This is a genomic window from Paraburkholderia sp. EG304, assembly GCF_046543485.1.
GTDB lineage: Bacteria > Pseudomonadota > Gammaproteobacteria > Burkholderiales > Burkholderiaceae > Paraburkholderia > Paraburkholderia youngii.
The window spans coordinates 129,217-151,901 of record NZ_JBKGUA010000006.1 but is presented as its reverse complement, the minus strand read 5'-3'; the positions used below and the strand labels follow the sequence as shown (position 1 = coordinate 151,901).

Annotated in this window: 20 protein-coding genes and 1 pseudogene; 10 read left to right on the top strand and 11 right to left on the bottom strand. The window is 65.5% G+C overall.

Annotation, left to right across the window (positions count from 1 at the left end):
* Nucleotides 1-88: 88 nt before the first annotated feature.
* The 3 genes from lpdA (at nt 89) to ACLFKU_RS09865 (ending at nt 3,262) form a co-directional block, all read left to right on the top strand.
* Complete coding sequence (gene lpdA, locus ACLFKU_RS09875) at nt 89-1,519, top strand: dihydrolipoyl dehydrogenase (RefSeq protein WP_410848950.1); 1,431 nt, start codon at nt 89-91, stop codon at nt 1,517-1,519.
* Between the two features lie 88 nt (nt 1,520-1,607).
* A complete protein-coding gene (gene zapE / locus ACLFKU_RS09870; protein WP_410848949.1) occupies nt 1,608-2,705 on the top strand; it encodes a cell division protein ZapE in 1,098 nt (365 codons plus the stop codon).
* 98 nt (nt 2,706-2,803) lie between these two features.
* Nucleotides 2,804-3,262: a transposase gene (locus ACLFKU_RS09865; RefSeq protein ID WP_410848948.1), complete on the top strand. Its 459-nt coding sequence runs from the start codon at nt 2,804-2,806 to the stop codon at nt 3,260-3,262.
* A 159-nt stretch (nt 3,263-3,421) separates the two neighbouring features.
* On the opposite strand, the gene ACLFKU_RS09860 is transcribed toward ACLFKU_RS09865, so the two are convergent.
* On the bottom strand, nt 3,422-3,907 hold the full coding sequence (locus ACLFKU_RS09860) for a DUF2147 domain-containing protein (protein WP_410848947.1): 486 nt from the start codon (nt 3,905-3,907) through the stop codon (nt 3,422-3,424).
* A 413-nt stretch (nt 3,908-4,320) separates the two neighbouring features.
* Here ACLFKU_RS09860 and ACLFKU_RS09855 point away from each other — a divergent pair, with 413 nt between their 5' ends.
* Nucleotides 4,321-5,037, top strand: a complete 717-nt coding sequence (locus ACLFKU_RS09855) for a DUF2968 domain-containing protein (RefSeq protein ID WP_410848946.1) — start codon at nt 4,321-4,323, stop codon at nt 5,035-5,037.
* 228 nt (nt 5,038-5,265) lie between these two features.
* On the opposite strand, the gene ACLFKU_RS09850 is transcribed toward ACLFKU_RS09855, so the two are convergent.
* The gene (locus ACLFKU_RS09850) at nt 5,266-5,457 is read right to left on the bottom strand and encodes a hypothetical protein (RefSeq protein WP_368582715.1); all 192 of its coding nucleotides are present in this window, start codon (nt 5,455-5,457) and stop codon (nt 5,266-5,268) included.
* Nucleotides 5,458-5,661: 204 nt separating this feature from the next.
* On the opposite strand from ACLFKU_RS09850, the gene ACLFKU_RS09845 reads away from it, so the two are divergent.
* A complete protein-coding gene (locus tag ACLFKU_RS09845; protein WP_410848945.1) occupies nt 5,662-5,889 on the top strand; it encodes a hypothetical protein in 228 nt (75 codons plus the stop codon).
* Between the two features lie 30 nt (nt 5,890-5,919).
* On the opposite strand, the gene hfq is transcribed toward ACLFKU_RS09845, so the two are convergent.
* A complete protein-coding gene (gene hfq, locus ACLFKU_RS09840; RefSeq protein ID WP_368582716.1) occupies nt 5,920-6,393 on the bottom strand; it encodes an RNA chaperone Hfq in 474 nt (157 codons plus the stop codon).
* Between the two features lie 469 nt (nt 6,394-6,862).
* On the opposite strand from hfq, the gene ACLFKU_RS09835 reads away from it, so the two are divergent.
* The 5 genes from ACLFKU_RS09835 to ACLFKU_RS09815 all read left to right on the top strand — a co-directional run bounded on the left by ACLFKU_RS09835 (nt 6,863) and on the right by ACLFKU_RS09815 (nt 10,678).
* The gene (locus ACLFKU_RS09835; protein WP_176108899.1) at nt 6,863-7,000 is read left to right on the top strand and encodes a hypothetical protein; all 138 of its coding nucleotides are present in this window, start codon (nt 6,863-6,865) and stop codon (nt 6,998-7,000) included.
* A 26-nt stretch (nt 7,001-7,026) separates the two neighbouring features.
* Entirely contained in the window at nt 7,027-7,587 is a 561-nt protein-coding gene (locus ACLFKU_RS09830) for a sigma-70 family RNA polymerase sigma factor (protein ID WP_410848944.1), read from the top strand.
* Nucleotides 7,587-8,492, top strand: coding sequence for a zf-HC2 domain-containing protein (locus tag ACLFKU_RS09825; RefSeq protein ID WP_368582718.1), 906 nt, complete (start codon nt 7,587-7,589; stop codon nt 8,490-8,492). The genes ACLFKU_RS09830 and ACLFKU_RS09825 overlap by 1 nt, the downstream gene beginning before the upstream one ends.
* 100 nt (nt 8,493-8,592) lie before the next feature.
* A complete protein-coding gene (locus ACLFKU_RS09820) occupies nt 8,593-10,170 on the top strand; it encodes an FAD-binding protein (protein ID WP_410848943.1) in 1,578 nt (525 codons plus the stop codon).
* A 76-nt stretch (nt 10,171-10,246) separates the two neighbouring features.
* Nucleotides 10,247-10,678 (top strand): hypothetical protein, encoded by a 432-nt coding sequence (locus tag ACLFKU_RS09815; protein ID WP_368582720.1) that lies wholly within the window; start codon nt 10,247-10,249, stop codon nt 10,676-10,678.
* 18 nt (nt 10,679-10,696) lie between these two features.
* On the opposite strand, the gene ACLFKU_RS09810 is transcribed toward ACLFKU_RS09815, so the two are convergent.
* The 8 genes and pseudogenes from ACLFKU_RS09810 to ACLFKU_RS09775 form a co-directional block, all read right to left on the bottom strand.
* Nucleotides 10,697-11,662: a DUF1571 domain-containing protein gene (locus ACLFKU_RS09810; protein WP_410848942.1), complete on the bottom strand. Its 966-nt coding sequence runs from the start codon at nt 11,660-11,662 to the stop codon at nt 10,697-10,699.
* A 97-nt stretch (nt 11,663-11,759) separates the two neighbouring features.
* Nucleotides 11,760-13,559, bottom strand: a complete 1,800-nt coding sequence (locus ACLFKU_RS09805; protein ID WP_410848941.1) for an AMP-binding protein — start codon at nt 13,557-13,559, stop codon at nt 11,760-11,762.
* Between the two features lie 35 nt (nt 13,560-13,594).
* Nucleotides 13,595-14,896: an acetyl-CoA C-acetyltransferase gene (locus ACLFKU_RS09800; RefSeq protein ID WP_410848940.1), complete on the bottom strand. Its 1,302-nt coding sequence runs from the start codon at nt 14,894-14,896 to the stop codon at nt 13,595-13,597.
* A gap of 86 nt (nt 14,897-14,982) precedes the next feature.
* A complete protein-coding gene (locus ACLFKU_RS09795) occupies nt 14,983-15,918 on the bottom strand; it encodes a MaoC family dehydratase (RefSeq protein WP_368582724.1) in 936 nt (311 codons plus the stop codon).
* Nucleotides 15,919-15,932: 14 nt separating this feature from the next.
* Nucleotides 15,933-17,353, bottom strand: a pseudogene (locus tag ACLFKU_RS09790) (3-oxoacyl-ACP reductase).
* A 144-nt stretch (nt 17,354-17,497) separates the two neighbouring features.
* On the bottom strand, nt 17,498-19,996 hold the full coding sequence (locus ACLFKU_RS09785; RefSeq protein ID WP_410848939.1) for an acyl-CoA dehydrogenase: 2,499 nt from the start codon (nt 19,994-19,996) through the stop codon (nt 17,498-17,500).
* Nucleotides 19,997-20,122: 126 nt separating this feature from the next.
* Complete coding sequence (locus ACLFKU_RS09780; protein WP_410848938.1) at nt 20,123-20,914, bottom strand: TetR/AcrR family transcriptional regulator; 792 nt, start codon at nt 20,912-20,914, stop codon at nt 20,123-20,125.
* 282 nt (nt 20,915-21,196) lie between these two features.
* Nucleotides 21,197-22,450 carry an MFS transporter gene (locus ACLFKU_RS09775; RefSeq protein WP_410848937.1) on the bottom strand — a complete coding sequence of 418 codons (1,254 nt, stop codon included), beginning with the start codon at nt 22,448-22,450 and terminating at the stop codon, nt 21,197-21,199.
* Between the last annotated feature and the right edge of the window lie 235 nt (nt 22,451-22,685).

The window sequence follows — 22,685 nt, the reverse complement described above, 5'->3', positions numbered from 1 at the left end:
GTCAGTACGTATCTAGCATTTCGCAGTACGGGAACGGCGCGCGCCACCTTGGGTGGTCCGGCGCCGTTCCGCTATCAAAGGGATTGTCATGTCCAAAGAATTTGACGTCGTCGTGATCGGCGCAGGCCCTGGCGGTTATATCGCCGCCATCCGCGCAGCGCAGCTCGGCAAGACCGTCGCATGTATCGAAAAATGGAAGAACCCGGCCGGCGCGCTGAAGCTCGGCGGCACCTGCCTGAACGTCGGCTGCATTCCGTCGAAGGCGCTGCTCGCGTCGTCGGAAGAGTTTGAAAACGCGTCGCATCACCTCGCCGACCACGGCATCTCGGTGGGCGACGTGTCGGTCGATATCTCGAAGATGATGGCCCGCAAGGACGGCATCGTCGAGAAGATGACCAAGGGCATCGAATTCCTGTTCCGCAAGAACAAGATCACGTGGCTCAAGGGCCACGGCAAGTTCACCGGCAAGACCAACGCCGGCGTGCAGATCGAAGTGAGCGGCGAAGGCGAAACCGAAGTCGTCACGGCGAAGAACGTGATCATCGCGACGGGTTCGAAGGCGCGTCATCTGCCGGGCATCCCGGTCGACAACAAGCTGATCGCCGACAACGAAGGCGCATTGAGCTTCGACACGGGACCGAAGAAGCTCGCCGTGATCGGCGCGGGCGTGATCGGTCTGGAGCTTGGCTCGGTGTGGCGCCGCCTCGGCGCGGACGTGACGGTGCTCGAAGCGCTGCCGGAGTTCCTCGGCGCGGCTGACCAGGCGCTGTCGAAGGAAGCGGCCAAGCAGTTCAAGAAGCAGGGTCTCGACATCCACGTCGGCGTGAAGGTCGGCGAAGTGAAGACGGGCGCGAACGGCGTGACGATCGCCTACACGGACAAGGACGGCAACGCGCAGACGCTCGAAGCCGACCGCCTGATCGTGTCGGTCGGCCGCGTGCCGAACACCGACAACCTCGGCCTTGAATCGATCGGCCTGAAGGCCAACGAGCGCGGCTTCATCGACGTGGATGACCACTGCGCGACGGCTGTGCCGAACGTGTACGCGATCGGCGACGTGGTGCGTGGCCCGATGCTCGCGCACAAGGCCGAAGACGAAGGCGTGATGGTCGCGGAAGTGATCGACGGCCAGAAGCCGCACATCGACTACAACTGCGTTCCGTGGGTGATCTACACCGAGCCGGAAATCGCATGGGTCGGCAAGACCGAGCAGCAGCTGAAGGCCGAAGGCCGCGAGATCAAGACGGGCCAGTTCCCGTTCATGGCGAACGGCCGCGCGCTCGGCATCAACAAGGCGGACGGTTTCGTCAAGATGATCGCCGACGCGAAGACCGACGAACTGCTCGGCGTGCACATCATCTCGGCGAACGCATCGGACCTGATCGCGGAAGCCGTGGTGGCGATGGAGTTCAAGGCGGCGTCGGAAGACATCGGCCGGATTTGCCATCCGCACCCGTCGCTGTCGGAAGTCATGCGGGAAGCGGCACTCGCCGTCGACAAGCGCGCGCTGAACATGTAAGCGCGCACGCCTGACCGAAACGCAACCTTGGCATCACCAAAGGCGGGCGGGGTTCACTCCCTCCCGCCTTTCTTTTTGCAGCAACACGATGAACGTCACCGAATACTACGAAAAAGAACTGCAGACGCGGGGTTATCAATCCGATCCGGCGCAGCGCGCGGCGGTCGACCGCCTGCAGCGGTGCTATGAAGAGTGGACCGAATACAAGTCGCGCCGCTCGAACGCGTTCAAGAAGCTGATCATTCACCCGGATTTACCGCGCGGGGTGTACATGTGGGGCGGCGTGGGCCGCGGCAAGAGCTTCCTGATGGACAGCTTCTACATGATCGTGCCGTTGCATCGCAAAACCCGCCTGCACTTCCATGAGTTCATGCGCGAGGTGCATCGCGAGCTCGAAGAACTCAAGGGCCGGGCAGATCCGCTCGACGAACTCGCGCGCCGCATCGCGAAGCGCTATCGGCTGATCTGCTTCGACGAATTCCACGTGTCGGATATCGCCGACGCGATGATTCTGTATCGTCTGCTCGACAAGCTGTTCGAGAACGGCGTGCAGTTCGTGATGACGTCCAACTACGCGCCCGACACGCTGTACCCGGACGGCCTGCATCGCGACCGCATGCTGCCCGCGATCGAGCTGATCAAGCAGAAGCTCGACGTGATCAACGTCGACGCGGGGATCGACTACCGGCAGCGCACGCTCGCCCAGGTGGAGGTCTATCACACGCCGCTGGACGCCGCTGCCGGCAAGGCGCTGCGCGACGCCTTCGCGCGCCTCGCCGCAGTGCCTGACGAAAGTCCGCTGCTCCATATCGAGAAGCGCGAGCTGAAGGCGCTGCGCCGCGCGGATGGCGTCGTCTGGTTCGACTTCGCGACGCTGTGCGGCGGCCCGCGCTCGCAGAACGACTACCTTGAACTCGCGACCCGCTTTCACGCGGTGATCCTGTCGGACGTGCCGCAGATGTCGGCGCGCATGGCGTCGGAAGCGCGCCGCTTCACCTGGCTCATCGACGTGTTCTATGACCACAAGGTCAAGCTCCTGATGTCGGCCGCGGTGCCGCCGGAGGAGTTGTACGTCGACGGTCCGATGGCCAACGAATTCACGCGGACGGTATCGCGCATCGTCGAGATGCAGTCGAAGGAGTATCTCGATACACCTCGCCGAATCGTCGATACGTCTCTAACCTGAGCCTCGGCGTAGGACAGTCCTTAGGAATCGGAGTGGTCTTATATTCCGCGCGCGGGTGACTAGCTATCTTTTGTCGTTGTTCTGACAAAGGAGGAAGCATGAACTCGTACCGCGAAATCACCGATGAAGAATGGCAGCGCGTTGCGCCACTGCTGCCTGAACTCCGGCCGCGTGCCGAAATGCGTGGCCGTCCCCTGGCCAATACCCGCTCAGTGCTCAACGGCGTGCTTTGGGTCATGTATAGCGGCGCCACCTGGTCGACCATGCCGCGCCGCTACCCGTCGTATCAAACCTGTCATCGCCGCTTCAAGTCCTGGTACCAATCGGGCGTGCTCAAACACGTCACGGAGCAACTGCTCGGCACCGCAAGCGAAGATCTCTGCAGATTGATGGAAGCGCGTATGCGCATGCACGCGAGCGCGCCGCACAAGCGCGCCGGGGCCCGCCGCACAGCCGCGGCGTTCCGTGTTCCGCCCGCCGTGTACGACCAGGTATCCGCCACGGCAGTGTCGGCGACGCCGTCCGGTTACGCTGCACCGTTCAAGCAGGCAGCATGACCCACGCAAACAACTTGCCCCAATGAGAACGGCCGCGCGATTCTGGATCGCCGGCCGTTTTTTTATGCTGTACGTGCTGGTGCTGAGCGCGCCATCGTTGCAGCATGATGCGCTCATTCAGGCAACGTGCGAGGCCACACAAAGGCTCCACGTCGAACCTCACTGCTGCCGGATCCACGTCTGCGAGCGGCCGAGCAGCGCAACGCCAATATAGCCTCGCACCACGAGCTTGTTGCCGCCGTCTTCGAGATGCATCTTGCACTTGTAGACCTTGCCGTTTTCAGGATCGAGAATCTGGCCATGATCCCACGCGTCGCCATCCTTCTTCATGCTGTTGATGATGGTCATGCCGAGGATCGGTTGGTCCTTGCGCGCGTCGGTGCATGCGCTGCAGCGGCGATCCGGCTGGTCGTTCGCCCCGAGACCCTTGACGACTTTGCCGTTCAATTCGCCATTGCCGTCTTGCGTGATCTGCACGAGCGCTTTCGGTTGGCCCGTATGATCGTCGATGGTTTGCCACATGCCGATCGGTGTCTCGGTCTGCGCCATCGCGGTCACGGCGCTGGCGAGCAGGGCGCCGGCGAGCGCGGCATGACGGGCGGTGCGCAGCGCGAGCGCGCGCGCACGATGAGTGAATTGAGTCATTGCCTTCCTCCTTGATATGAGACGGCGCGATCGTGGTCGCGCGGCTTTATGGGCATAGTGGTGGGATGCGCGGCACCGGTCTTCGCGATGCGGGCCCATGCTAGCGGCGTGCCGTTTGCATCGCCAGCGCAGAATACGCGAAAGCGCATGCGCCGTTTGATAGAGAAGCTTCTAATCAGCACGCGTCGTTCGGAGGCGTGTCAATTCAGCTATGGGAAGAGCCTCGCGTTGAAGCGCTGTCCACCAGCGCATCAACGACCGCTTTCCAGACGAAAAGATCGAGGCTGTAATAGCGCGCCGCCAACGGAGCAAACGCGCAGGTGCCAAATTTTCGACGAAGAGCCCGGAACTCGCAAAATTGAGTAATAATTCCCCGTTTTCTACTAAAACAAGATCTGTTCAACAGGTGTCACATGGACCGAAAGTCAAAGCTACGAAAGATTGCTCTGGCCGCATGCATCGTATTGGGGGCCCTTCAGGGCGCGAATGCACAGGCTCTGCAGAACAGTGATGCGAGCGGTACGATCGTGTCCCAGCCGGTTCCCACGAGCGCGCCGACCGACACGTCGCAGGGCGGCCAGGCAGAGACCACCGCACTGACGCCGGATGAAAGCCGGCAATCCGCCACCGGGAATGTGGCTGAATTGCAGCAGATGATCCATGGCTCGGATCTGAGCGAACTGCGCACCACGTATAACGGCAGCTATGGCGCGAGCCTGCTGTTCTACGGGAAGGAGATGACCTACTACGTCGCGCTGTTCCAACAGAAAAACTTCTGGCGCGTGATCAAGACGCAGGACGCCGCGCGCGCCGAGCTGATCTACAAGGATTTCGCGCGGCAGACGATGCAGTTGTCGGACGTTGAGATCCGCCGTACGCAACTCGAAGCGCAGAAGGCGTTCACGCAGCGCCTGGTCGCGTTGTCGCAGGAACGCGCGAGCCGGCTGCAGGCCGACCTCGACGTCGCGCGTCAGCAGCAGAGCATCGTCGCGAGCCAGCAGGAGCAGAAGCGCGCCGAGGCGACCGAACTGGCGCAGCAGAAGGCCGCCGCGCAGGATCAGTTGCGCGTCGCGCAGCGTCAGGTCCGCAACCTGCAGCGTCAGCTCGAGAGCGGCTTGCCGCTGCGTTGAGCACGACGATGTGAGCCTCGGTGGACGGGCGGCACGGCGCGCAAATCGATACGCCGTGCCGCCCGTCCGCGGGCGTTACCGTCGTCAAGTTCGCTTGGTGCTTTCCGCACCCCGCCAACCCGCGCATCGCACTCTCGCCGCCGGGCTTTTCGGCATTTCCACTCGACATTGTTCGCGAGCCACGATGGCTCGCTGCCGCGCCATGGTGCGACCCAAGACGGCGCGATTTCAATGCCGCTTGCGCGTATCCGCCTGAGTCTTGCGCATCCGCTCGCGAAACGGCTCCGTCACATCGACGGCGATCGGATCGCTGGCGGGAAAGCTTTCCATCAGCGCTTCATCGAGCCGCGTGTCGGCGGACGTCGACGGCGTCCGGCGCGTGCGCGCAGGCCGGGAGGCATGCTGGCTTTTGCTGGTCATGGCGCGCTCCATCGGTAGAGGATCAATGATTCAGCATAGCGCATTGCGGCTATCGACGAACGTCGGCCGAATCGCGCAGGCGCGTCGTTTGAAACCGGCCCGCATCGATTCGTTCTCCGAGTGTCCCGGCCGCGCTTGAGCCGCACCTGAGCCGCGCTTTAGCCGCAAGCGACACCTCCATCGATCCATCACATAGCGAACCACATGAACGCGAAAAAGCCGGCGGGTACACGACGAGTGCTCGCAGCCCACGTCGTGGAAACTGAACTGGAACACCTGGATTGGGCGACGCGGCAACCGGCGCTGCACCTGTTCGACGCCGGCTACTGGCGCCGCCGCGTGCTGGCGGTCAAGGGGAGATTCGAGCTGACCGAGCGGCACCTGACCCAACTGGAGAAAATTCTGCAGCGCCTCGGTCCGTGCGCGGATTAGCGAGGCGCGGCCGTCACCGCTCCTTCGTATTTATTCCTGATTGCCGCTGGGGTTGCCGCTGCCGTGGTTGCCGCCATGATTGCCGCCTTCGCCGCCGGTGCCGAATAGACGCCGCCGCCGCGTGACGACCACCGGGCCTTCGGGGTTGCCGCTGCGCTCGCTCGGCGCGCGTTCCGCGGCCGGCGCGCCATACGATTCACGCCCCTCGCGCGGCTCGCGATGTTCGCGCGACCCATGCGGGCCGCGCGCGCCATGTTCGCCATGCGACGTTCGGCCCGTGCGCGGCGCCGGCCGCGTGCCGGTGTCGAGCTGGATCGTGGAGATCGCGCGCTTGTAGATGCCTTGCAGGCCAACCGGCGTGCGCAGCATCACCAGGTACTGATCGAACGACTCGATGCATCCGGTCAGGCGGATGCCGTTGACCAGATAGATCTCGACGCGCTTTCGTTCCTTGCGCGCGGCGTTCATGAAGTCGTTTTGCGGATGCGATTCTGCGGAAGCCATGGACAATTCAGGTTAGATAGACGGTGGTTCGCCGCGATTCTACCCTTTCTACTCCAGGCGGGGCAGTACGCGTCGACGGGGCGAACTTCGTCCACTATAACGGCTTGTGAGCCCATAAGCATCCGATACCGCGAGACTGTAACGTTGAGTTACGAATCTGCTGGTCAATGGCGTCTTCTTCCGGTCTCTCCAGGCATTGCCGGCAAGCGTGGCGGAAAAGGAAGAACATAGGGGTGTGCTGCGCGACCGCCCGCGGCGGCGTCGAAACGGCCCGAAAACGACCCAAAAAACTCCCGGAGAAAGCAGCGCAACAGCAGCGCAGCGACACGGCGCCACGGCCGCGATGGAATAAACCGCTCGGTCGCAGCGTTAAGCCCAGTATGGCAGCACCGCATTCGGCGGCCTGCCGCCCACCGCCCGCCACGCCTGTCGGTCGATCGCGCGCCGGGCATCCGTGAGGAGATTCAACATGATGAAAGCATCCCGTATTCTGTCAGCGCTCTTCGTCCTGCTCGCGCTCGCGTGCGGCTCCCTTGCTCACGCGGCCGACACCGACAACGCCGCGTCGAGTTCGAGCGGCAACAGCAACAGCAGCGGCGGCTACTAGAGCCGCGACCGCGCCTGGCACACCGGGTGAGCTTCGAATCGGAAGTGATCGCGTGGCTGCCGCAGTTGCGCCGCTATGCGCGCGCACTGACGGGCGACCGCGCCTGGGCCGACGATCTCGTCCAGGATACGGCGGAGCGCGCGCTTGCGCGCTGGTCGGCATTCCGGCCGAACAGCAACCTGCGCGCGTGGTTGCTGACGATCCTGCGGCATCTGTACATAGACCAACTGCGCGGGCGGTGCGAGATCGCCGTCGACGAGGAAAGCGCGCCCTGGCGCAATCTCGAGGCGCCGCACGGCGAGGTCGACGGTCTGGTTCTGCGCGACGTGCAGCGCGCGCTGTACTGCCTGCCACTCGAGCAGCGTGAGGTGCTGCTGCTGGTGTGCGTGGAGGAGCTGTCGTACCAGGAGGCATCGAGTGCATTGGGGGTGCCGATCGGTACAGTGATGTCGCGGCTGTCGCGGGCACGCGAGCATATGCGCGCGTTGCTGTGCGAGGAGCCGCCGGGGCCAATGCACGGACCGCAGCCCCGTGCGCCGCGGGCGGCGCACAAAGTAGCGCCGCTGAAAGTGGTGAGAAACCGATAATGAACAACGATAACCCCGAATCCGGATTGCCCGACGAGCCCGATCTGCGCTCGCTGTCGGCCTATGTCGATGGCGAATTGACGGATGAGCAGCGCGCCGCGGTCGAAACGCAGCTTCGCCAGCATCCGCAGGCCGCCGCGCGCGTCGCGGCGTGGCGCGCGCAGAAGGCGGCGCTGCGGGCGCTGTGCGGCGTGCCGGGCAGCGATGCTTGGCACGCGCAAGCGGGGCAGGAAGCCGACTACGAGCAGCAAGCCGCTGAACCGGGCGAGCGACATTACGCCGGCAGCCAGCCCGCGGAGCAGGAGCCGGCTTTCATCGTCGTGCGGCGTGCGCGGCCGTGGTGGCAGCGCGCCGGTCTCGCCGCCTGCTGGCTCGCGGCCGGCGCCGGGCTCGCGCTGGTGCTCGGTCCGCTCGCGCCGCGGCTGAGCGGCGGCGCGTGGAGCGGCTTCGGCGGCCAGCCGGCCGGTTTTGCGCAGCGCGCGGATGTCGCGTACGCGGTGTACTCGCCGGAGCGGCGTCATCCGGTCGAAGTCGCGGCGAGCGAAGAGGAGCATCTGATCGCGTGGCTGTCGAAGCGGCTGAATCGGCCGCTGTCGGTGCCGTCGCTGCAGGAGTATGGTTATTCGCTGGTGGGCGGCCGGCTGCTGCCCGGCGAGTCCGGGCCGGCCGCGCAGTTCATGTACGAGAACCAGGCCGGCGCGCGCCTGACGCTGTATGTGACCGGTGTCACGCGCGACGAAACCGTGTTCCGCCTGTTTCGCGACGGCAACCGCCGCACCTTCTACTGGGTCAGCGACCGCATGGGCTACGCGCTGTCCGGCGCGATCACGGAAGGCAAGCTGCGCGAAATCGCGATCGACGTGTGCAGCGAGCTCGGTGGTAAGCCTGAGGCGTGGCAGCAGTAGGGGGCGGTAGCGTGTCGTAAAGGCCGTCGGCGGCCAGGCACGCATTGCTGCTGCCACGCGGGACCGCACCCTCGGCTTACCCGACCGACAAGGAGACGCCTTGCCCCCGACGCTGCCGCCCAACCTGTCCGCCGCGCAGTTCGACCGTGCGCTTGCCGGCTGGCGCGCGATCGTCGGTGACGCGCACGTGCTGAGTTCCGACGCCGGCCTCGCCGTCTATATCGATCCGTTCGCGCCCGGCGAGCCGGGTGCGTTCGCCGCGAGCGCCGCGGTGCTGCCCGCGTCGGTCGATGAAATCCGCGCGGTGCTGCGCATCGCCAATCAGTACCGGATTCCGCTGTGGACCGTGTCGACCGGGCGCAACTTCGCGTACGGCGGCGCCGCGCCGCGTCTGACCGGCTCGGTCGTGCTCGACTTGCAGCGCATGAACCGCATCCTCGAAGTCAATGAAACGCTCGCCTATGCGCTCGTCGAGCCCGGCGTCAGCTATTTCGATCTGTACGCGCATCTGCGCGACAAGGGCTACAAGCTGTGGGTCGATCCACCGGCCGCCGGCTGGGGCAGCGTGGTCGGCAATACGCTCGAGCGCGGCTTCGGCTATACCGACTATGGCGACCACGCGGCCGCGCAATGCGGAATGGAGGTGATGCTCGCCAACGGCGACCTGCTGCGCACCGGCATGGGCGGCGTCGAAATCGGCACGGCGTGGCAGCTGTATCAGCCGGGCTACGGGCCGTCGTTCGATGCGCTGTTCATGCAGTCGAACTACGGCATCGTGACCAAGCTCGGCGTGTGGCTGATGCCCGCACCGCCCGCGTATCTGCTCGGCGAAATCCAGTTTCGCCGCGAGGCCGATCTGGAGGCGATCGTCGAGATTCTGCGGCCGTTGCGGCTCGACGGCACGATCCGCAATCACGCGGTGATCGAGGGCGGCTTGCGGCGCGCGGCGGGCCTGTCGCCACGCCGGCAGTGGTACCACGGCGCGGGCGCGATGCCCGAGAGCGCGGTGCAGGCGATGCTCGACAAACTCGGCGTCGGCCGCTGGAACCTGCATTTCGCGCTATACGGCACGCCCGAGGTGATCGACGCGCGCTACGCGCTGATCGAGCGCGCGTTCGCGCGGGTGCCCGATGCGCGGCTCGCGGCGGCGCGTTATGCGGGCGATGCGCAGCCGAGCGGCGGCGGCGACCGCAACATGGCCGGCATCCCCGCGATGACCGCGTTTCGCATGCTCGACTGGCGCGGCGGCGCGGGCGCGCACGTCGACTTCGCGCCGATCTGTCCGGCGACCGGGCGCGACGCGATGCGCCAGTACACGATGGTGAAAGCGCGCGCCGCCGAATACGGCTTCGATTACTACGGCGGCTTCACGGCGGGCGCGCGGCATCTGCATCACATTTTCGCGGCGATCTTCGATCGAGACGACGCGAACCAGGTGGAGCAGGCCGGCGCGCTGCTGCGCTCGCTGATGAGCGACGCGCGCGCGGCCGGCTACGGCGAATATCGCGCGCATCTCGCGTATATGGATTTCGCGGCCGCGCAATACAGCTTCAACGACGGTGCGTCGCTGCGCTTCGCGGAAACGCTGAAGGATGCGCTCGACCCGAACGGCATTCTCGCGCCGGGCAAGCAGGGCATCTGGCCCGCGGCGTGGCGCGACCGGCGAGGCTATACATGAAAAAGCGCGCGAAAAAGCGCGTGAACAAGCGCGTGAGCAAGCGCGGGATCAACGAGTGAATGGAACGTACACGCCAATGGATCGACGCACTTTCATGCTGACCGGTGCATGGCTCGCGACGGCCGCGGGCGGCGCATGGCCGTGGCTCGCGCAAGCCGCCGCGTGTGCCGACGATGCGCGCGCGTTCGCGATCGTCGACTCGACGCTCGAATGCGGCGCGTCGTTCGCGCGCTATGCCGCGCATCTGCGATTGCCGACCTTCGAAACCGGCGACGATGCCGGCGCGCTGTGGTTCACCACCCTCGCGCCGCTGCTAGACGACGGCCGGACCCCGCACCCGATGCCCGCGCTGATCGGCTTCACGCGCGCGTCCGATTACTTCGTGCTGCAACACCTCGCGCTGCGCACCGGACGCTTCGTCGAGCATCGTCACGAAGCGCGCGAGGGGCTGCATGCGCAACCCGTCCACGTGGCTTTCGCGCTGACGCCGCGCAGCGGGCGCGGCTAAAAAACTGGCAAAACCCGGCTAGAACTTATAGTCCTTGTTGGTCGGATCGAAGGTCGAATCGTCGAACGTCTTCGGCGTGATGCTCTCGAACACGATCTGCTCGAAGATCTTGCCGTCGTTGTCGTAAGACTCGATGGTGCGAAAGAACGGATGCCGCAAATCGAGCCCGAGCGTTTCCTTTTTCGCGTAGAACTGCGGCTGGCCGACCGGTGTTTCGAACGTGAACGCGACGACGCGCACATCGTCGATCGTCTTCACTTCGATCTGCACCGAACGCGGCAAGCCGGTCTGGCTGTATTTTTTCCCTTCACTCAGGTATTGATCGGCAACGTACTCGGTGCCGAGATCGCGCACGCTGTGATTCGATTGCGAGCGTGCGAGCGCGCCGGTCAGCGACGTCCACAACGGCATCACGTTCATGATGCCGCCGAGGTGGCCGAGCGTTTCGTCGCTGCGCTTCGATTCGTCATAGATGATTTCCTGGCCCGCGTGCGCGCCGTCGGGCAGCCACTTCGCGTAGATGCGCAGCGGATCGTGCGCGACGCGCACGAGCATGTGATCGGGCTTGTCGGGCCAGATGCCGCGAATGCGTTCGGAGCGCGACATCGTGAACTCGTACGACGGGTAGCCGTTCGGCCCTTCCTTGATATAGCGCGGCAGCGTCAGCGGATCGAGCGACTTGAACAGCGCGACCAGTTGCGCGTCGTCGAGTTTTTCGAGCGTGCCGCTTTGCTGCGCGGCGCGCAGCCATTTGACCTGCTGGTCGAGCGTCAGCTTGCCGACCTGCGCGGGCGGCGTGGTGGGCGGCTTGACGGCGTTCGCGGTGTCGAGCGGGGGCGGCCGGTCGTCGTTCTGCGCGACCGCCGCCGGCCCCGATAGCAGGGCGAGCGTGACGAGCAGCGCACCCGGCAGTGAGCGGAATCGCAAGCGGGGTTGCAAGCGGGGTCGCAAGCGATGAGAGCGGGCGGACATGCGGTGCTTCATGAATTTCTCCAGAAAGTGGCGCGGCCGCTCATGCAACATGCAAGGCAATAACCCAAGGCAACAAAGCTATAACGCATTGAAGCAATGCTTATTCCCGTCAGGCAGACTTCTGTTTCGCGAGTTCCTCGTCGCGCAATGCACGGCGCAGAATTTTGCCGACATTGGTTTGCGGCAACTCGTCGCGGAACTCGACGAGCTTCGGCACCTTGTAGCCGGTCAGATTCTTGCGGCAGTACGCGATCACCTGCTCGGCGGTCAGTGTCGGCGTGCGCCGCACGATGAACACCTTCACGCGCTCGCCCTGCGCGGGATCGGGCACGCCGATCGCGGCCACTTCGCGCACGTCCGGATGCGCGGCGATCACATCCTCGATTTCGTTCGGATACACGTTGAAGCCCGACACGAGGATCATGTCCTTCTTGCGATCGATCAGACGGATAAAGCCGCGCGAGTCCATCACGCCGATGTCGCCGGTCGCGAGCCAGCCGTCGTCGTCGATCACCTTCGCGGTTTCGTCGGGGCGGTTCCAGTAGCCCTTCATTACCTGCGGGCCCTTCACGCACAGCTCGCCCGCCTCGCCGATATTGGCCCAGCTGCCGTCGTCTTTCCTGAAGCGCACCTGCGTGGACGGCGCGGGCAGTCCGACCGAGCCCTCGAAGTCGCGCAGATTGGTCAGATCGACCGGATTCATCGACACGATCGGCGAGCACTCGGTCAGCCCGTAGCCCTCGACGATCGGCTTGCCCGTCACCGCCTTGAAGCGCTCCGCGACGCTCTTCTGCGTCGCCATGCCGCCCGCCATCGCGAGCTTCAGGTCCGAGAAATCGCGCCGGCAGAATTCCTCGTTGTCGAGGAACGCGTTATAGAGCGTGTTGACCGCGGTCATGCCGGTGAATTTTTCGTGACGCAGGATCATCATCACCCGCTTCATGTCGCGCGGATTCGCGATCAGGATGTTGCGCCCGCCGAGCCCCATGAAAATCAGCGCGTTCACGGTCAGCGAGTAGATGTGATACAGCGGCAGCGGTGTGAGCACCGTTTCGCCTTCACCGGACAGTTGCCCCGCGGCCCATGCCTTCGCCTGCAACAGATTGGCGATGATGTTCCGGTGCGTGAGCATCGCGCCTTTCGCGACGCCTGTCGTGCCGCCCGTGTACTGCAGGAACGCGATGTCTTCGTGGCTCGCGCGCACCGGCGTGTGCGGCCGCGCGTAACCGATCGAAAGCGCTTTCAGCAGCGGCACCGCCTGCGGCAGCTGGTAGGCGGGCACCATCTTTTTCACGTGACGCAGCATGAAATTGAGCAGGTGGCCCTTCAGGTTCACGCCGTCGGCGAGCAGATCGCCGAGGCCGGTCACGATCACGTTGCGCACCCTGGTGCCGGGCAACGCGTCTTCGAGCGTCTTCGCGAAGTTTTCGAACACGACGATCGTCTGCGCGCCGCTGTCCTTTAGCTGGTGCGCGAGTTCGCGCACCGTATAGAGCGGATTCACGTTGACGACCACGGCGCCCGCCTTGATCGTGCCGAACAGTGCGACCGGATACTGGAACGTGTTCGGCAGCATGATCGCGACGCGCTCGCCGGGCTCAACGCCGATGCTTTGCAGGTAGGCCGCGAACGCGCTCGCCTTGCGGGCCAGCTCGCCGTACGTCAGACTCGCGCCGACGCTGACGTACGCGACGCGCTCGCGGAACTGCGCGGTGCATTCGTCGAAGAACTGGTCGATCGATTCGTATTGCGTGACGTCGATGTCGCGCGGCACGTCGTCCGGATAGGACGCGTACCAGATGCCGTCGGTGTTCGGTGCGGGGTTTGGCGCCGCGTTTGGCGCCGGGTTTGACACCTGAGTGCTGCCTGCATCCGGCACGTGCTGCGGCGCTTGGGTGGGCTCGATCATCGGTTGCTCCTGAGATGTTGGTATCCACTGCCGCGCTAGCGCTCCAGAATCGCGACGACCCCCTGGCCGCCCGCCGCGCAGATCGAGATCAGCCCGCGTGCGCCACCAGCCGGTTTGTCGAGTTGCGCGAGCATCTTCGCGAGCGCGGCGACGATGCGTCCGCCCGTCGCCGCAAACGGATGGCCGGTCGCGAGCGAACCGCCGTTCACGTTGAGCTTCGTGCGATCGATCGACCCCGGCGCGCCGGCGAGGCCAAGCTGCGTACGGCAATATTCGTCATCCTGCCATGCCGCGAGCGTGCACAACACCTGGGCCGCGAACGCTTCGTGAATCTCATAGAAATCGAAGTCCTGCAACGCGAGGCCTGCGCGCGTGAGCATGCGCGGCACGGCGTAGGCGGGCGCCATCAGCAGGCCTTCCTGCCTGTCGAAAAAGTCGACGGCCGCGGTTTCCGACCAGCTCAGATACGCGAGCACCGGCAAGCCGCGCTCGGCCGCCCATGCTTCGCTTGCGAGCAGTACCGCGGATGCGCCGTCGGTCAGCGGCGTCGAGTTGCCCGCGGTCAGCGTGCCGGCGTCGCGGTCGAACACCGGCCTCAGATTCGACAGCTTTTCGAGCGACAGGTCGGCGCGCAGGTTGTTGTCGCGCGCGAGGCCTTTGTACGGCGTCATCAGATCGTTGACGAAGCCGCGCGCGTACGCATCGGCGAGCTTGCGATGGCTTTCGTGCGCGAGCACGTCCTGCGCCTCGCGTGAGATGTTCCAGCGCTTGGCCATCAGTTCGCAATGCTCGCCCATCGACAGCCCGGTGCGCGGCTCGACGTTGCGCGGCAACAGCGGCTTGAAGAACATGCCGGGCCGCAGCCTGCTGAGCGCGGCAACCCGTTGCCCGGTGCTCTTGCCGCGATTCGCTTCGAGCAGAATCTTGCGCATCCGCTCGTTGACGCCGATCGGCGCGTCGGATGTGGTGTCGACGCCGCCCGCGATGCCCGCGTCGATCTGCCCGAGCGCGATCTTATTGGCGACGAGGATCGCCGCTTCGAGGCCGGTGCCGCAGGCCTGCTGCACGTCGTAGGCGGGGGTTTCCTTCGCGAGCGTGGTGGACAGCACCGACTCGCGGGTCAGGTTGAAGTCGCGCGAATGCTTGATCACCGCGCCTGCCGCGACTTCGCCGAGACGCACGCCGTGCAGGTCGTAGCGATCGACGAGCCCTTGCAGCGTGAAGGTCAGCATGTCCTGATTCGATGCGCTCGCGTACGCGGTGTTCGAGCGCGCAAACGGAATCCGGTTGCCGCCGATGACGGCGACGCGGCGCACGGCGGGTTGCGGGTGGGACATGCTCGGCTCCTTTGGGTCGTGCCCGGATCATTGGTCGAAGCAATCGATGCAAACGATGCAAACGCTACGAACGGCGCGCTCGCGGCTCACAGCAGCCGCCACTGCATGCGCGCGCGCAAATGCGGCTTGACCCCGGCGATATCGCGCACCTCGAGATCGCGCTCGATCAGCGAAGGCGAGGCGCTCCACAGCGACGCTTCACCGGGCAGCAGCATCGGCAGCTTGAACTCGGCGGCGAGCGTCGCTTCGGCGAGCGGCTTCGGCGGCTGCAGCGACGAAGCAGCGCGCGCGAGCGTCCACATGCCATGCGCGATCGCGCGCGGAAAGCCGAACGCCTTCGCCGACAGCGCGCTCAGGTGGATCGGGTTGTAGTCGCCGGACACGCTCGCATAGTCGCGGCCCAGTTGCGGCGCGAGCTGCCAGCGCGCGATCCGTTGCAGCGCGTCGGGGCCGAGCGCGAGCGCTTCGAGCGGATGACCGAGCGCCGGCACCGCGCGCTTCAGATAGATGCTGTCGCCGTCCCACACCGCCTCGCCGCGTCGATAGATGCGCGTATGCACGACGAATGCCTGGCCCTTGTCGTGGCGCAGCATCGCGCCAAATTCGACCTCGATGCGCAACAGATCCTTGTAGGCGAGCGGCCGGCGCAGCCGCACGTGATTGGCCAGATGCACGAGACCGAGCGCGGGCCACGGAAACGCGGGGTCGGTCAGCATCAGCAGATGCAGCGGAAACGCGAGCAGGTGCGGGTAAGTGAGCGGCACGCCGTGCTCGGGAATGAAGCCGCACACGCGCGCATAGCGCCACGCGGGGCCGGGCTCGAGCACGACGGCGGGGCGCACGAGCCGCAACGGCGGCAGCCGCGATTCGCGGCCTCGCTTGACGATGCCCGTCAGCGCGCGCCCGTAAAGTTTCGCCGGCGCGGGCAGCGTTTCGATGACGACGGTTTTCGGCCGCGCGCCGTCGCCGCCCGGCGCGGGCGCGAGGTGACGGCTGCCGAACGGATCGCGTGGTTCGTCCATAGCCATGCTCCGGTTCAGGCGCCGATCAGGCTTTGACCGCACACGCGCACGACCTGGCCCGTCACGCCGGCCGAGCCCGGATGCGCGAGCCACGCGATGGTCTGCGCGACGTCGACGGGCTGGCCGCCCTGGCTCATCGAGTTCATGCGGCGGCCGGCCTCGCGGAGCGCGAGCGGCATTTTCGCGGTCATCTGCGTTTCGATGAAGCCGGGCGCGACCGCGTTGATCGTGATGCCGCGCGCGCGCAGTTGCGGTGCCATGCTTTGCACCCGGCCGATCACGCCGGCCTTCGACGTCGCATAGTTGGTCTGGCCGGCATTGCCCGCGATGCCGCTGATCGACGACACCGCGACGATGCGCCCGCCATCGCGCAGGATGCCGCCCGCGAGCAGCGCGTCGTCGATGCGCTCCTGCGCGCCCAGGTTGATGTCGATCACGCTTTGCCACGCGGCGTCGGTCATCCTCGCGATGGTCTTGTCCTTCGTGATGCCGGCGTTGTGCACGACGATGTCGACGCCGAGCTCATCGAGCGCCGCTGCGATCTGCGCGGGCGCTTCGGGCGCGGCGATGTCGAACGCGAGCGCGCTGCCGTTCAGCTGACGCGTCGTCGCATCGAGCGCGTCGCGCGCGGACGGAATGTCGACGCCGATCACATGCGCGCCCTCGGCCGCAAGCACGCTCGCAATCGCGGCGCCGATGCCGCGCGCGGCGCCCGTGACGAGCGCACGCCGCCCGGCGAGCGGCTGGCGCCAGTCGAACGCGGGCGCGCCGGGCGGTAGCGCTTCGTTGCGGCTGGCCGCGATCCGCACCACCTGACCCGACACATAGGCCGAACGCGGCGACAGGAAGAAACGCAGCGTCGCGTCGATGGCGCTTTCAGAGCCGTCCGCGACGTACACGAGATTCGCGGTGATGCCGCGCCGCGCTTCCTTGCCGAGCGAACGCACGAGCCCTTCGAGCGCGCGCTGCGCGGTCCACTGACGCGGGCTCGCGCAGGCCTCGGGCGGCCCCCCAGCACGACGATGCGCCCACACTTGCCGAGCGAGCGCAGCGTGTCGTGGAAAAAGCCGTGCAATGGTTCGAGATGGCTGCTGTCGTCGATACCACTGGCGTCGAACAGCAGCGCGGCGAGCTTGCCGGGCGCACCGGCTTCGGCCGGCTCGAAGCGGCCGGTCATCAGGCCGTGTCGATTGGCGAGCGGCACCCACAGCCCGGCGCTTTCGTGCGCGACGCTCGTCATGCCGATGCTGGCGATCAGACTCGCGAGCGCGTCGAACAGGCGCGGCTCGCGGCCCGCGCCGATCGCGATCAGACCGTCGAATTCGGGCCGGTCCGCCCGGTAGCGCCGCAGCACCTCGGGCTTCGGCAGGCCGAGGGAGCGCGCGAGGCGGCCGCCGAACGGCGAGTTGACGAACTTCAGGTAGGAGTCGTTCATGTTATCGGTTGCTCCGCTGGACGCGCCGCGGGTAGCCCCAGCGATTTTTCAGGGCTGCCGGACGTGTGTCAGTGTGCCTTGAGTTGCGTGACTCGGGTACGGGTTGCCGCGCCGCATCGGTAGTTTTTTCTGCGTGAGCGCGCGTCAGGCCGCCAGATCCAGCGCCTTTTCGAGCGCCTGCTTGCGCTGTTGCAAGCTTGCGAGCAGGTCGAAGTCGGCCGGGAAATCGTCGACCTTGACGACCTGCGCGCCGTAGCGCGCGTAGTCGTCGAGCACCCGCCGCTCGTCGGCGTCGATGAGGCCCTGACGTTGCGCCGCATCGGTCCATGCGGCGAGCTGCGGCAGGCTTTGCGGCAGCGGTTCGAGCAGGCCCTGTTCGACCGCGTCGCGCAGCTTGTGCTCGATTTGCGTGAACCGTGGATTCAGCGCGAACGCGAGCTCGCCATAGCCGAGCGCGTCGACGTCGGGACGCGGCACGTACGAGTCGGCGACGAGCCGCTCGCGCGCGGCGCCGGGCGTCTGCATCAGTTCGGCGATCTCGCTGCCGAGCCGGTCCGACGGCTCGCGATGCGGCAGGCCGAACGGGAACGCGAGCAGCTGCACGAGCGTCGCGGCGAGCCGGTTCGGATAGTTCGCGAGCACGCCGTCGAGCGCGTGCTGCGCCTTGTACAGTGCATCCTCGACGCCCCAGCGCACGAGCGGCAGGTCGTCCTGCTGACGGCCTTCGTCCTCGAAGCGCTTCAGCGTCGCCGAGATCAGGAACAGTTGCGACAGCACGTCGCCGAGGCGTGCCGAGATGCGTTCACGGCGCTTCAGGTCGCCGCCGAGCACCAGCATCGACACGTCGGCGAGCAGCGCGAACACGGTCGACAGACGCGTCGCCGCGCGGTAGTACGGATGGAGCGGCGCGTACGCGCGGCGCGGCTTCGCGATCAGCGCGCCGCCGGTCAGCCCATACACGGTGCTGCGTAGCACGGTCGACAGCGTGAAATTCGCGTGACCGAAGAAGGCCGCGTCGAATTCGCGCAAGGCCTTCGCGCGATCTGGCTCGCGCGTCGCGGTCATTTCCTTCAGCACGTACGGGTGGCAGCGGATCGCGCCCTGGCCGAAGATGATCAGGCAGCGCGTCAGAATGTTCGCGCCTTCGACGGTGATCGAGATCGGCATCTGCTGATACGCGCGCGCCAGAAAATTCGACGGCCCCATGCAAATACCCTTGCCGGCGACGACGTCCATGCCGTCGTTGATGACGCTGCGCGCGCGCTCGGTGATGTGATATTTGGCGATCGCCGAAATGACCGACGGCTTTTCGCCGAGATCGACCGCCTGCGCGGACAGGCGGCGCGCGGCGTCCATCACGTACAGGTTGCCGCCCATGCGGCCGAGCGCTTCCTGCACGCCCTCGAACTTGCCGACGGCGGTGCGGAACTGGCGGCGAATCGCGGCATACGCGCCGGTGCCGCGCACCGCGACCTTGGCCATCCCGACGTTCGACGACGGCAGCGAGATCGCGCGGCCCGCCGCCAGAGACTCCATCAGCATGCGCCAGCCGTTGCCGACCTGCGCGCGTCCGCCGATCACCCAGTCGAGCGGAATGAACACGTCCTTGCCCGAGTTCGGGCCGTTCTGGAACACCGCGTTCAACGGCCAGTGACGGCGGCCGATGTTCACGCCAGGGTGGTTGGTCGGAATCAGCGCGCAGGTAATGCCGGGTTCGTCGTTCGCGCCGAGCAGATGGTCGGGATCGAGCGCGCGGAACGCGAGGCCGAGCACGGTCGCGATCGGCCCGAGCGTGATGTAGCGCTTGTCCCACGTGAGGCGAAAGCCGAGCGTCTCGCGGCCTTCGTGCATGCCCTGGCAGACGATGCCGACATCGGGAATCGCGGCGGCGTCGGAACCGGCGTACGGGCTCGTCAGCGCGAAGCAGGGGATTTCCTCGCCGCGCGCGAGACGCGGCAGATAGTAGTTCTTCTGCGCGTCGGTGCCATAGTGCATCAGCAGCTCGGCGGGGCCGAGCGAGTTCGGCACCATCACCGAGACGGCCGCGGCCGTGCAGCGCGTCGCGAGCTTCATGATCACCTGCGAATGCGCGTACGCGGAGAACTGTTTGCCGCCGTACTGCTTCGGAATGATCATGCCGAGAAAGCCGTGCTGCTTGATGAACTGCCACGTTTGCGGCGACAGGTCCTGCCAGACCATCGTGGTGTCCCAGTCGTTCGCGAGGTCGCACAACTGCTCGCATTCGACGTCGAGGAATGCCTGCTCTTCGGCGCTGAGCGCGGCCGGGCCGTAGCCGAGCAGCGTGTCCCAGTGCGGGCGGCCCGAGAACAGCTCGGCGTCCCACCACACCGTGCCGGCTTCGATCGCGTCGCGCTCGGTCGGCGACATCTCCGGCAGGATCTTGCGGAACGTGTCGAGCAGCGGTTTCGCGAGCCATGCGCGGCGCAGCGGCTTGATCGTCAGCACGAGGGCGGGGAGCACGAACACGATCGCGAGCAAGGCCGTCAGCAGCGGGCCAGCCGCGCCGCTCAGGTGCGCGGCCGCGACCCAGACGATCAGCGCCGCGAGCCACCACGAGGCGCGCGCCTGCACGTAGACGAGAGCGAAGGCGGCGATGACGAGCGCCAGGATGAACCACGGCATGATGTTTCCTCCTCTGTCGTTGCTGCGTGCGAATGCGGCCCACGGGCGCGCACCGCTCGCGCTCTGCTGATTTTTTGAGTTGCCTTTTCTCTGGTCATGCAATCGCCGGGCCACCTGTGCGCCGCGCTACGCGTCACATGGCGCGGCGCACGCAGCCGCTTCGCCGCTGGTGTCTCGATGCGCATTAGCGAACGTGCCGACCGCGCCATCGTCGTCGGTCGCATCGCCGAGTACCGCCGCGAATGCGGCCAGTTGCGTGCCGTCCGGCAGCGGCGCCTTCAGCGCGGCGACGATCAGCGACGCGAGGCGCGCGATCAGTTGCAGATCGTTCATCGGCTTGCCTTGCGAGAACTCGCCAATCAGGCTGTCGGTATCGGTGCCGGCGAGCACCCCCGACAGCGCGCCGATCGCGAAGTGCAGCCGCCAGCCGAGCTCCTCGCGCGGCAGATGCGGCAGCGCGCGCTGGAACGCGTCGAAGAAGCGCATCGCCACCGACTCGTAATGCGCGTTCAGAAAGTCGCGGATAAACGACGACGGATCGGTATACGCACGCCCGAGCAGGCGCAGAAACGCTTTGCCGCCGACACGCGGATCGCGCGACAGACGCAGAGCCGGAATGAACATCGCGCCGAGCACGTGCTCGCAGCTCAGGCGCGCGCCGAGCATCGCGTCGAAGCGGTCGATGAGCTTCACGCGCTCCTCGTTCAGCGGATCGAGCCGGCGCGACAGCATCGAATGAATCAGCGATTCCTTGTGGCCGAAGTGATAGTTGACCGCCGCGAGATTGACATCGGCGCGTGAAGTGATCTGGCGCAGCGACAGCGCTTCATAACCGCATTCGATGAACAGCGTCTCCGCGGCGTCGAGAATGCGTGACTTCGTATCGCCGACATGCCGGCCCGTGGTGCGAACTGCCATGCTGCGTCTCCCAGTTGCCGGTGCTGCCGGCTCGCAAACACGCGATTCAAATCGGTATTTGAAACAATCGTTTTTTGCAGGATAAAAAAGGAGGGACGGTGCGAGCAAGGAGCGGGCTCGACTAACTCCTCTAGAAGAGCTGACGAAAGTCGTGCTTGCGAAGCGCGACTCGTGATACCGGCCGCGCCGGAAATGAAAAGGCCGTTCCGGGCGAACCGGAACGGCCTCGTATTGCGTTGCGACTTGATGCGCGCCAGGCGTTGATGCGAACGCCCGAAGCGGTTAAACGCGCTGTCCTCCTACCGCGCCGCCCGCCGATCCCGCGCCGACGATCTCACGCGCGGACTGCGTCATGTCGATGCCGCGGCGCTCGCGGCTGAACGGAATCAGCGCGCAGATCACGATCGCGACGATGCCGATTACGACCGCCATCACGAGCGCGTAGTTGTTGTCGTGCATCTCGGCGATCTTCGATTGCATCGGACCGTTGACGGAGGCGATCAGATTGCCCAGCTGGTACACGAGCCCGGGGAAGGTCGCGCGGATTTCATCGGGCGAGATTTCGTTCAGGTGCACCGGAATCACGCCCCACGCGCCTTGTACCGAGATCTGCATCAGGAACGCGCCGAGCGCGAGCAGAAACGGCGTGGTGGAGAACGCCCACACCGGCAGCACCGGCAGCGCGATCAACGCGGCGATGAAGATCGCGCGCTTGCGGCCGATCTTCTCCGATGCCCAGCCGAAGAACAGGCCCCCGCAGATCGCGCCGATGTTCAGGACGATCGTGATCCACGACACCGTGTGCGGATCGAACTTGAGCTGGACGCGCAGGAAAGTCGGATACAGATCCTGCGAGCCGTGCGAGAAGAAGTTGAACGCGGTCATCAGGATGATCGCGTAGATCGACAGGCCGATGTTCTGCTTGAGCGTCGCGACGAGGCCCGGACGCACCTTCTTTTCGAGCGTCTGGAACGCGGGCGACTCCGGCACGTGCGCGCGAATGTACAGCACGAGCAGCGCCGGCAGCACGCCGACGAAGAACATGCCGCGCCAGCCGATGTATTGAAAGAACACGCCGAACACGATCGACGCGAGCAGATAGCCGCTCGGATAACCGGCCTGCAGCAGACCCGAGACGATGCCGCGCGATTTCGGCGGCACGGTTTCCATGGTCAGCGCGCCGCCGACACCCCATTCGCCGCCCATCGCGATACCGAACAGCGCGCGCAGCACGAGCAGCGTCATCAGGTTGGGCGACAGACCGGACAGCAGTTCGAGCAACGAGAAGCACCCGATGTTGATCATCAGCGTCGGACGGCGGCCGTATTTGTCGGCGAGCCAGCCGAAAATCAATGCGCCGAGCGGGCGCATCATCAGGGTCAGCATGATCGCGACCGCGACCGACGGAATGTCCGTATTGAATTCCTGCGCGATATCTTTCAATACGAACACCATCAGAAAGAAATCGAATGCGTCGAGCGTCCAGCCTAGATAGGCGGCGATCGTGACGTTTCTCTGTTCCCGAGTCCAGCTCATTGATTGTCCTCCTGAGTATTCGCAAATCCGCGTTTGATCGCGGCCGGAAACGCAGCCCTTGCGCCTCATGGCAAGCGCTTGCCGGCGAGTGTACGCCGGGCATTAAGCGTTTGCGTGGTTGAAGCCGTTTTTCTCCGTGTTAATGCGAACAGCAATTTTCGTGCTGAATTCGTCATGCATGTTTAATGTCGGGTAAATGTAATTGTCGGTTTATCCGGGCGCGTTTTTGTAATAT

Bases quoted from the DNA above. Each gene is read 5' to 3' on its own strand.
- ACLFKU_RS09865 (WP_410848948.1), top strand. From the start codon at position 2,804: ATGAACTCGTACCGCGAAATCACCGATGAAGAATGGCAGCGCGTTGCG.
- zapE (WP_410848949.1), top strand. From the start codon at position 1,608: ATGAACGTCACCGAATACTACGAAAAAGAACTGCAGACGCGGGGTTAT.
- ACLFKU_RS09805 (WP_410848941.1), bottom strand. From the start codon at position 13,559: ATGATCGAGCCCACCCAAGCGCCGCAGCACGTGCCGGATGCAGGCAGC.
- ACLFKU_RS09795 (WP_368582724.1), bottom strand. From the start codon at position 15,918: ATGGACGAACCACGCGATCCGTTCGGCAGCCGTCACCTCGCGCCCGCG.
- ACLFKU_RS09815 (WP_368582720.1), top strand. From the start codon at position 10,247: ATGGATCGACGCACTTTCATGCTGACCGGTGCATGGCTCGCGACGGCC.
- ACLFKU_RS09850 (WP_368582715.1), bottom strand. From the start codon at position 5,457: ATGACCAGCAAAAGCCAGCATGCCTCCCGGCCTGCGCGCACGCGCCGG.
- ACLFKU_RS09785 (WP_410848939.1), bottom strand. From the start codon at position 19,996: ATGCCGTGGTTCATCCTGGCGCTCGTCATCGCCGCCTTCGCTCTCGTC.
- ACLFKU_RS09855 (WP_410848946.1), top strand. From the start codon at position 4,321: ATGGACCGAAAGTCAAAGCTACGAAAGATTGCTCTGGCCGCATGCATC.
- ACLFKU_RS09845 (WP_410848945.1), top strand. From the start codon at position 5,662: ATGAACGCGAAAAAGCCGGCGGGTACACGACGAGTGCTCGCAGCCCAC.
- ACLFKU_RS09810 (WP_410848942.1), bottom strand. From the start codon at position 11,662: ATGAAGCACCGCATGTCCGCCCGCTCTCATCGCTTGCGACCCCGCTTG.
- ACLFKU_RS09825 (WP_368582718.1), top strand. From the start codon at position 7,587: ATGAACAACGATAACCCCGAATCCGGATTGCCCGACGAGCCCGATCTG.
- ACLFKU_RS09775 (WP_410848937.1), bottom strand. From the start codon at position 22,450: ATGAGCTGGACTCGGGAACAGAGAAACGTCACGATCGCCGCCTATCTA.
- hfq (WP_368582716.1), bottom strand. From the start codon at position 6,393: ATGGCTTCCGCAGAATCGCATCCGCAAAACGACTTCATGAACGCCGCG.
- lpdA (WP_410848950.1), top strand. From the start codon at position 89: ATGTCCAAAGAATTTGACGTCGTCGTGATCGGCGCAGGCCCTGGCGGT.
- ACLFKU_RS09780 (WP_410848938.1), bottom strand. From the start codon at position 20,914: ATGGCAGTTCGCACCACGGGCCGGCATGTCGGCGATACGAAGTCACGC.
- ACLFKU_RS09860 (WP_410848947.1), bottom strand. From the start codon at position 3,907: ATGACTCAATTCACTCATCGTGCGCGCGCGCTCGCGCTGCGCACCGCC.
- ACLFKU_RS09835 (WP_176108899.1), top strand. From the start codon at position 6,863: ATGATGAAAGCATCCCGTATTCTGTCAGCGCTCTTCGTCCTGCTCGCG.
- ACLFKU_RS09800 (WP_410848940.1), bottom strand. From the start codon at position 14,896: ATGTCCCACCCGCAACCCGCCGTGCGCCGCGTCGCCGTCATCGGCGGC.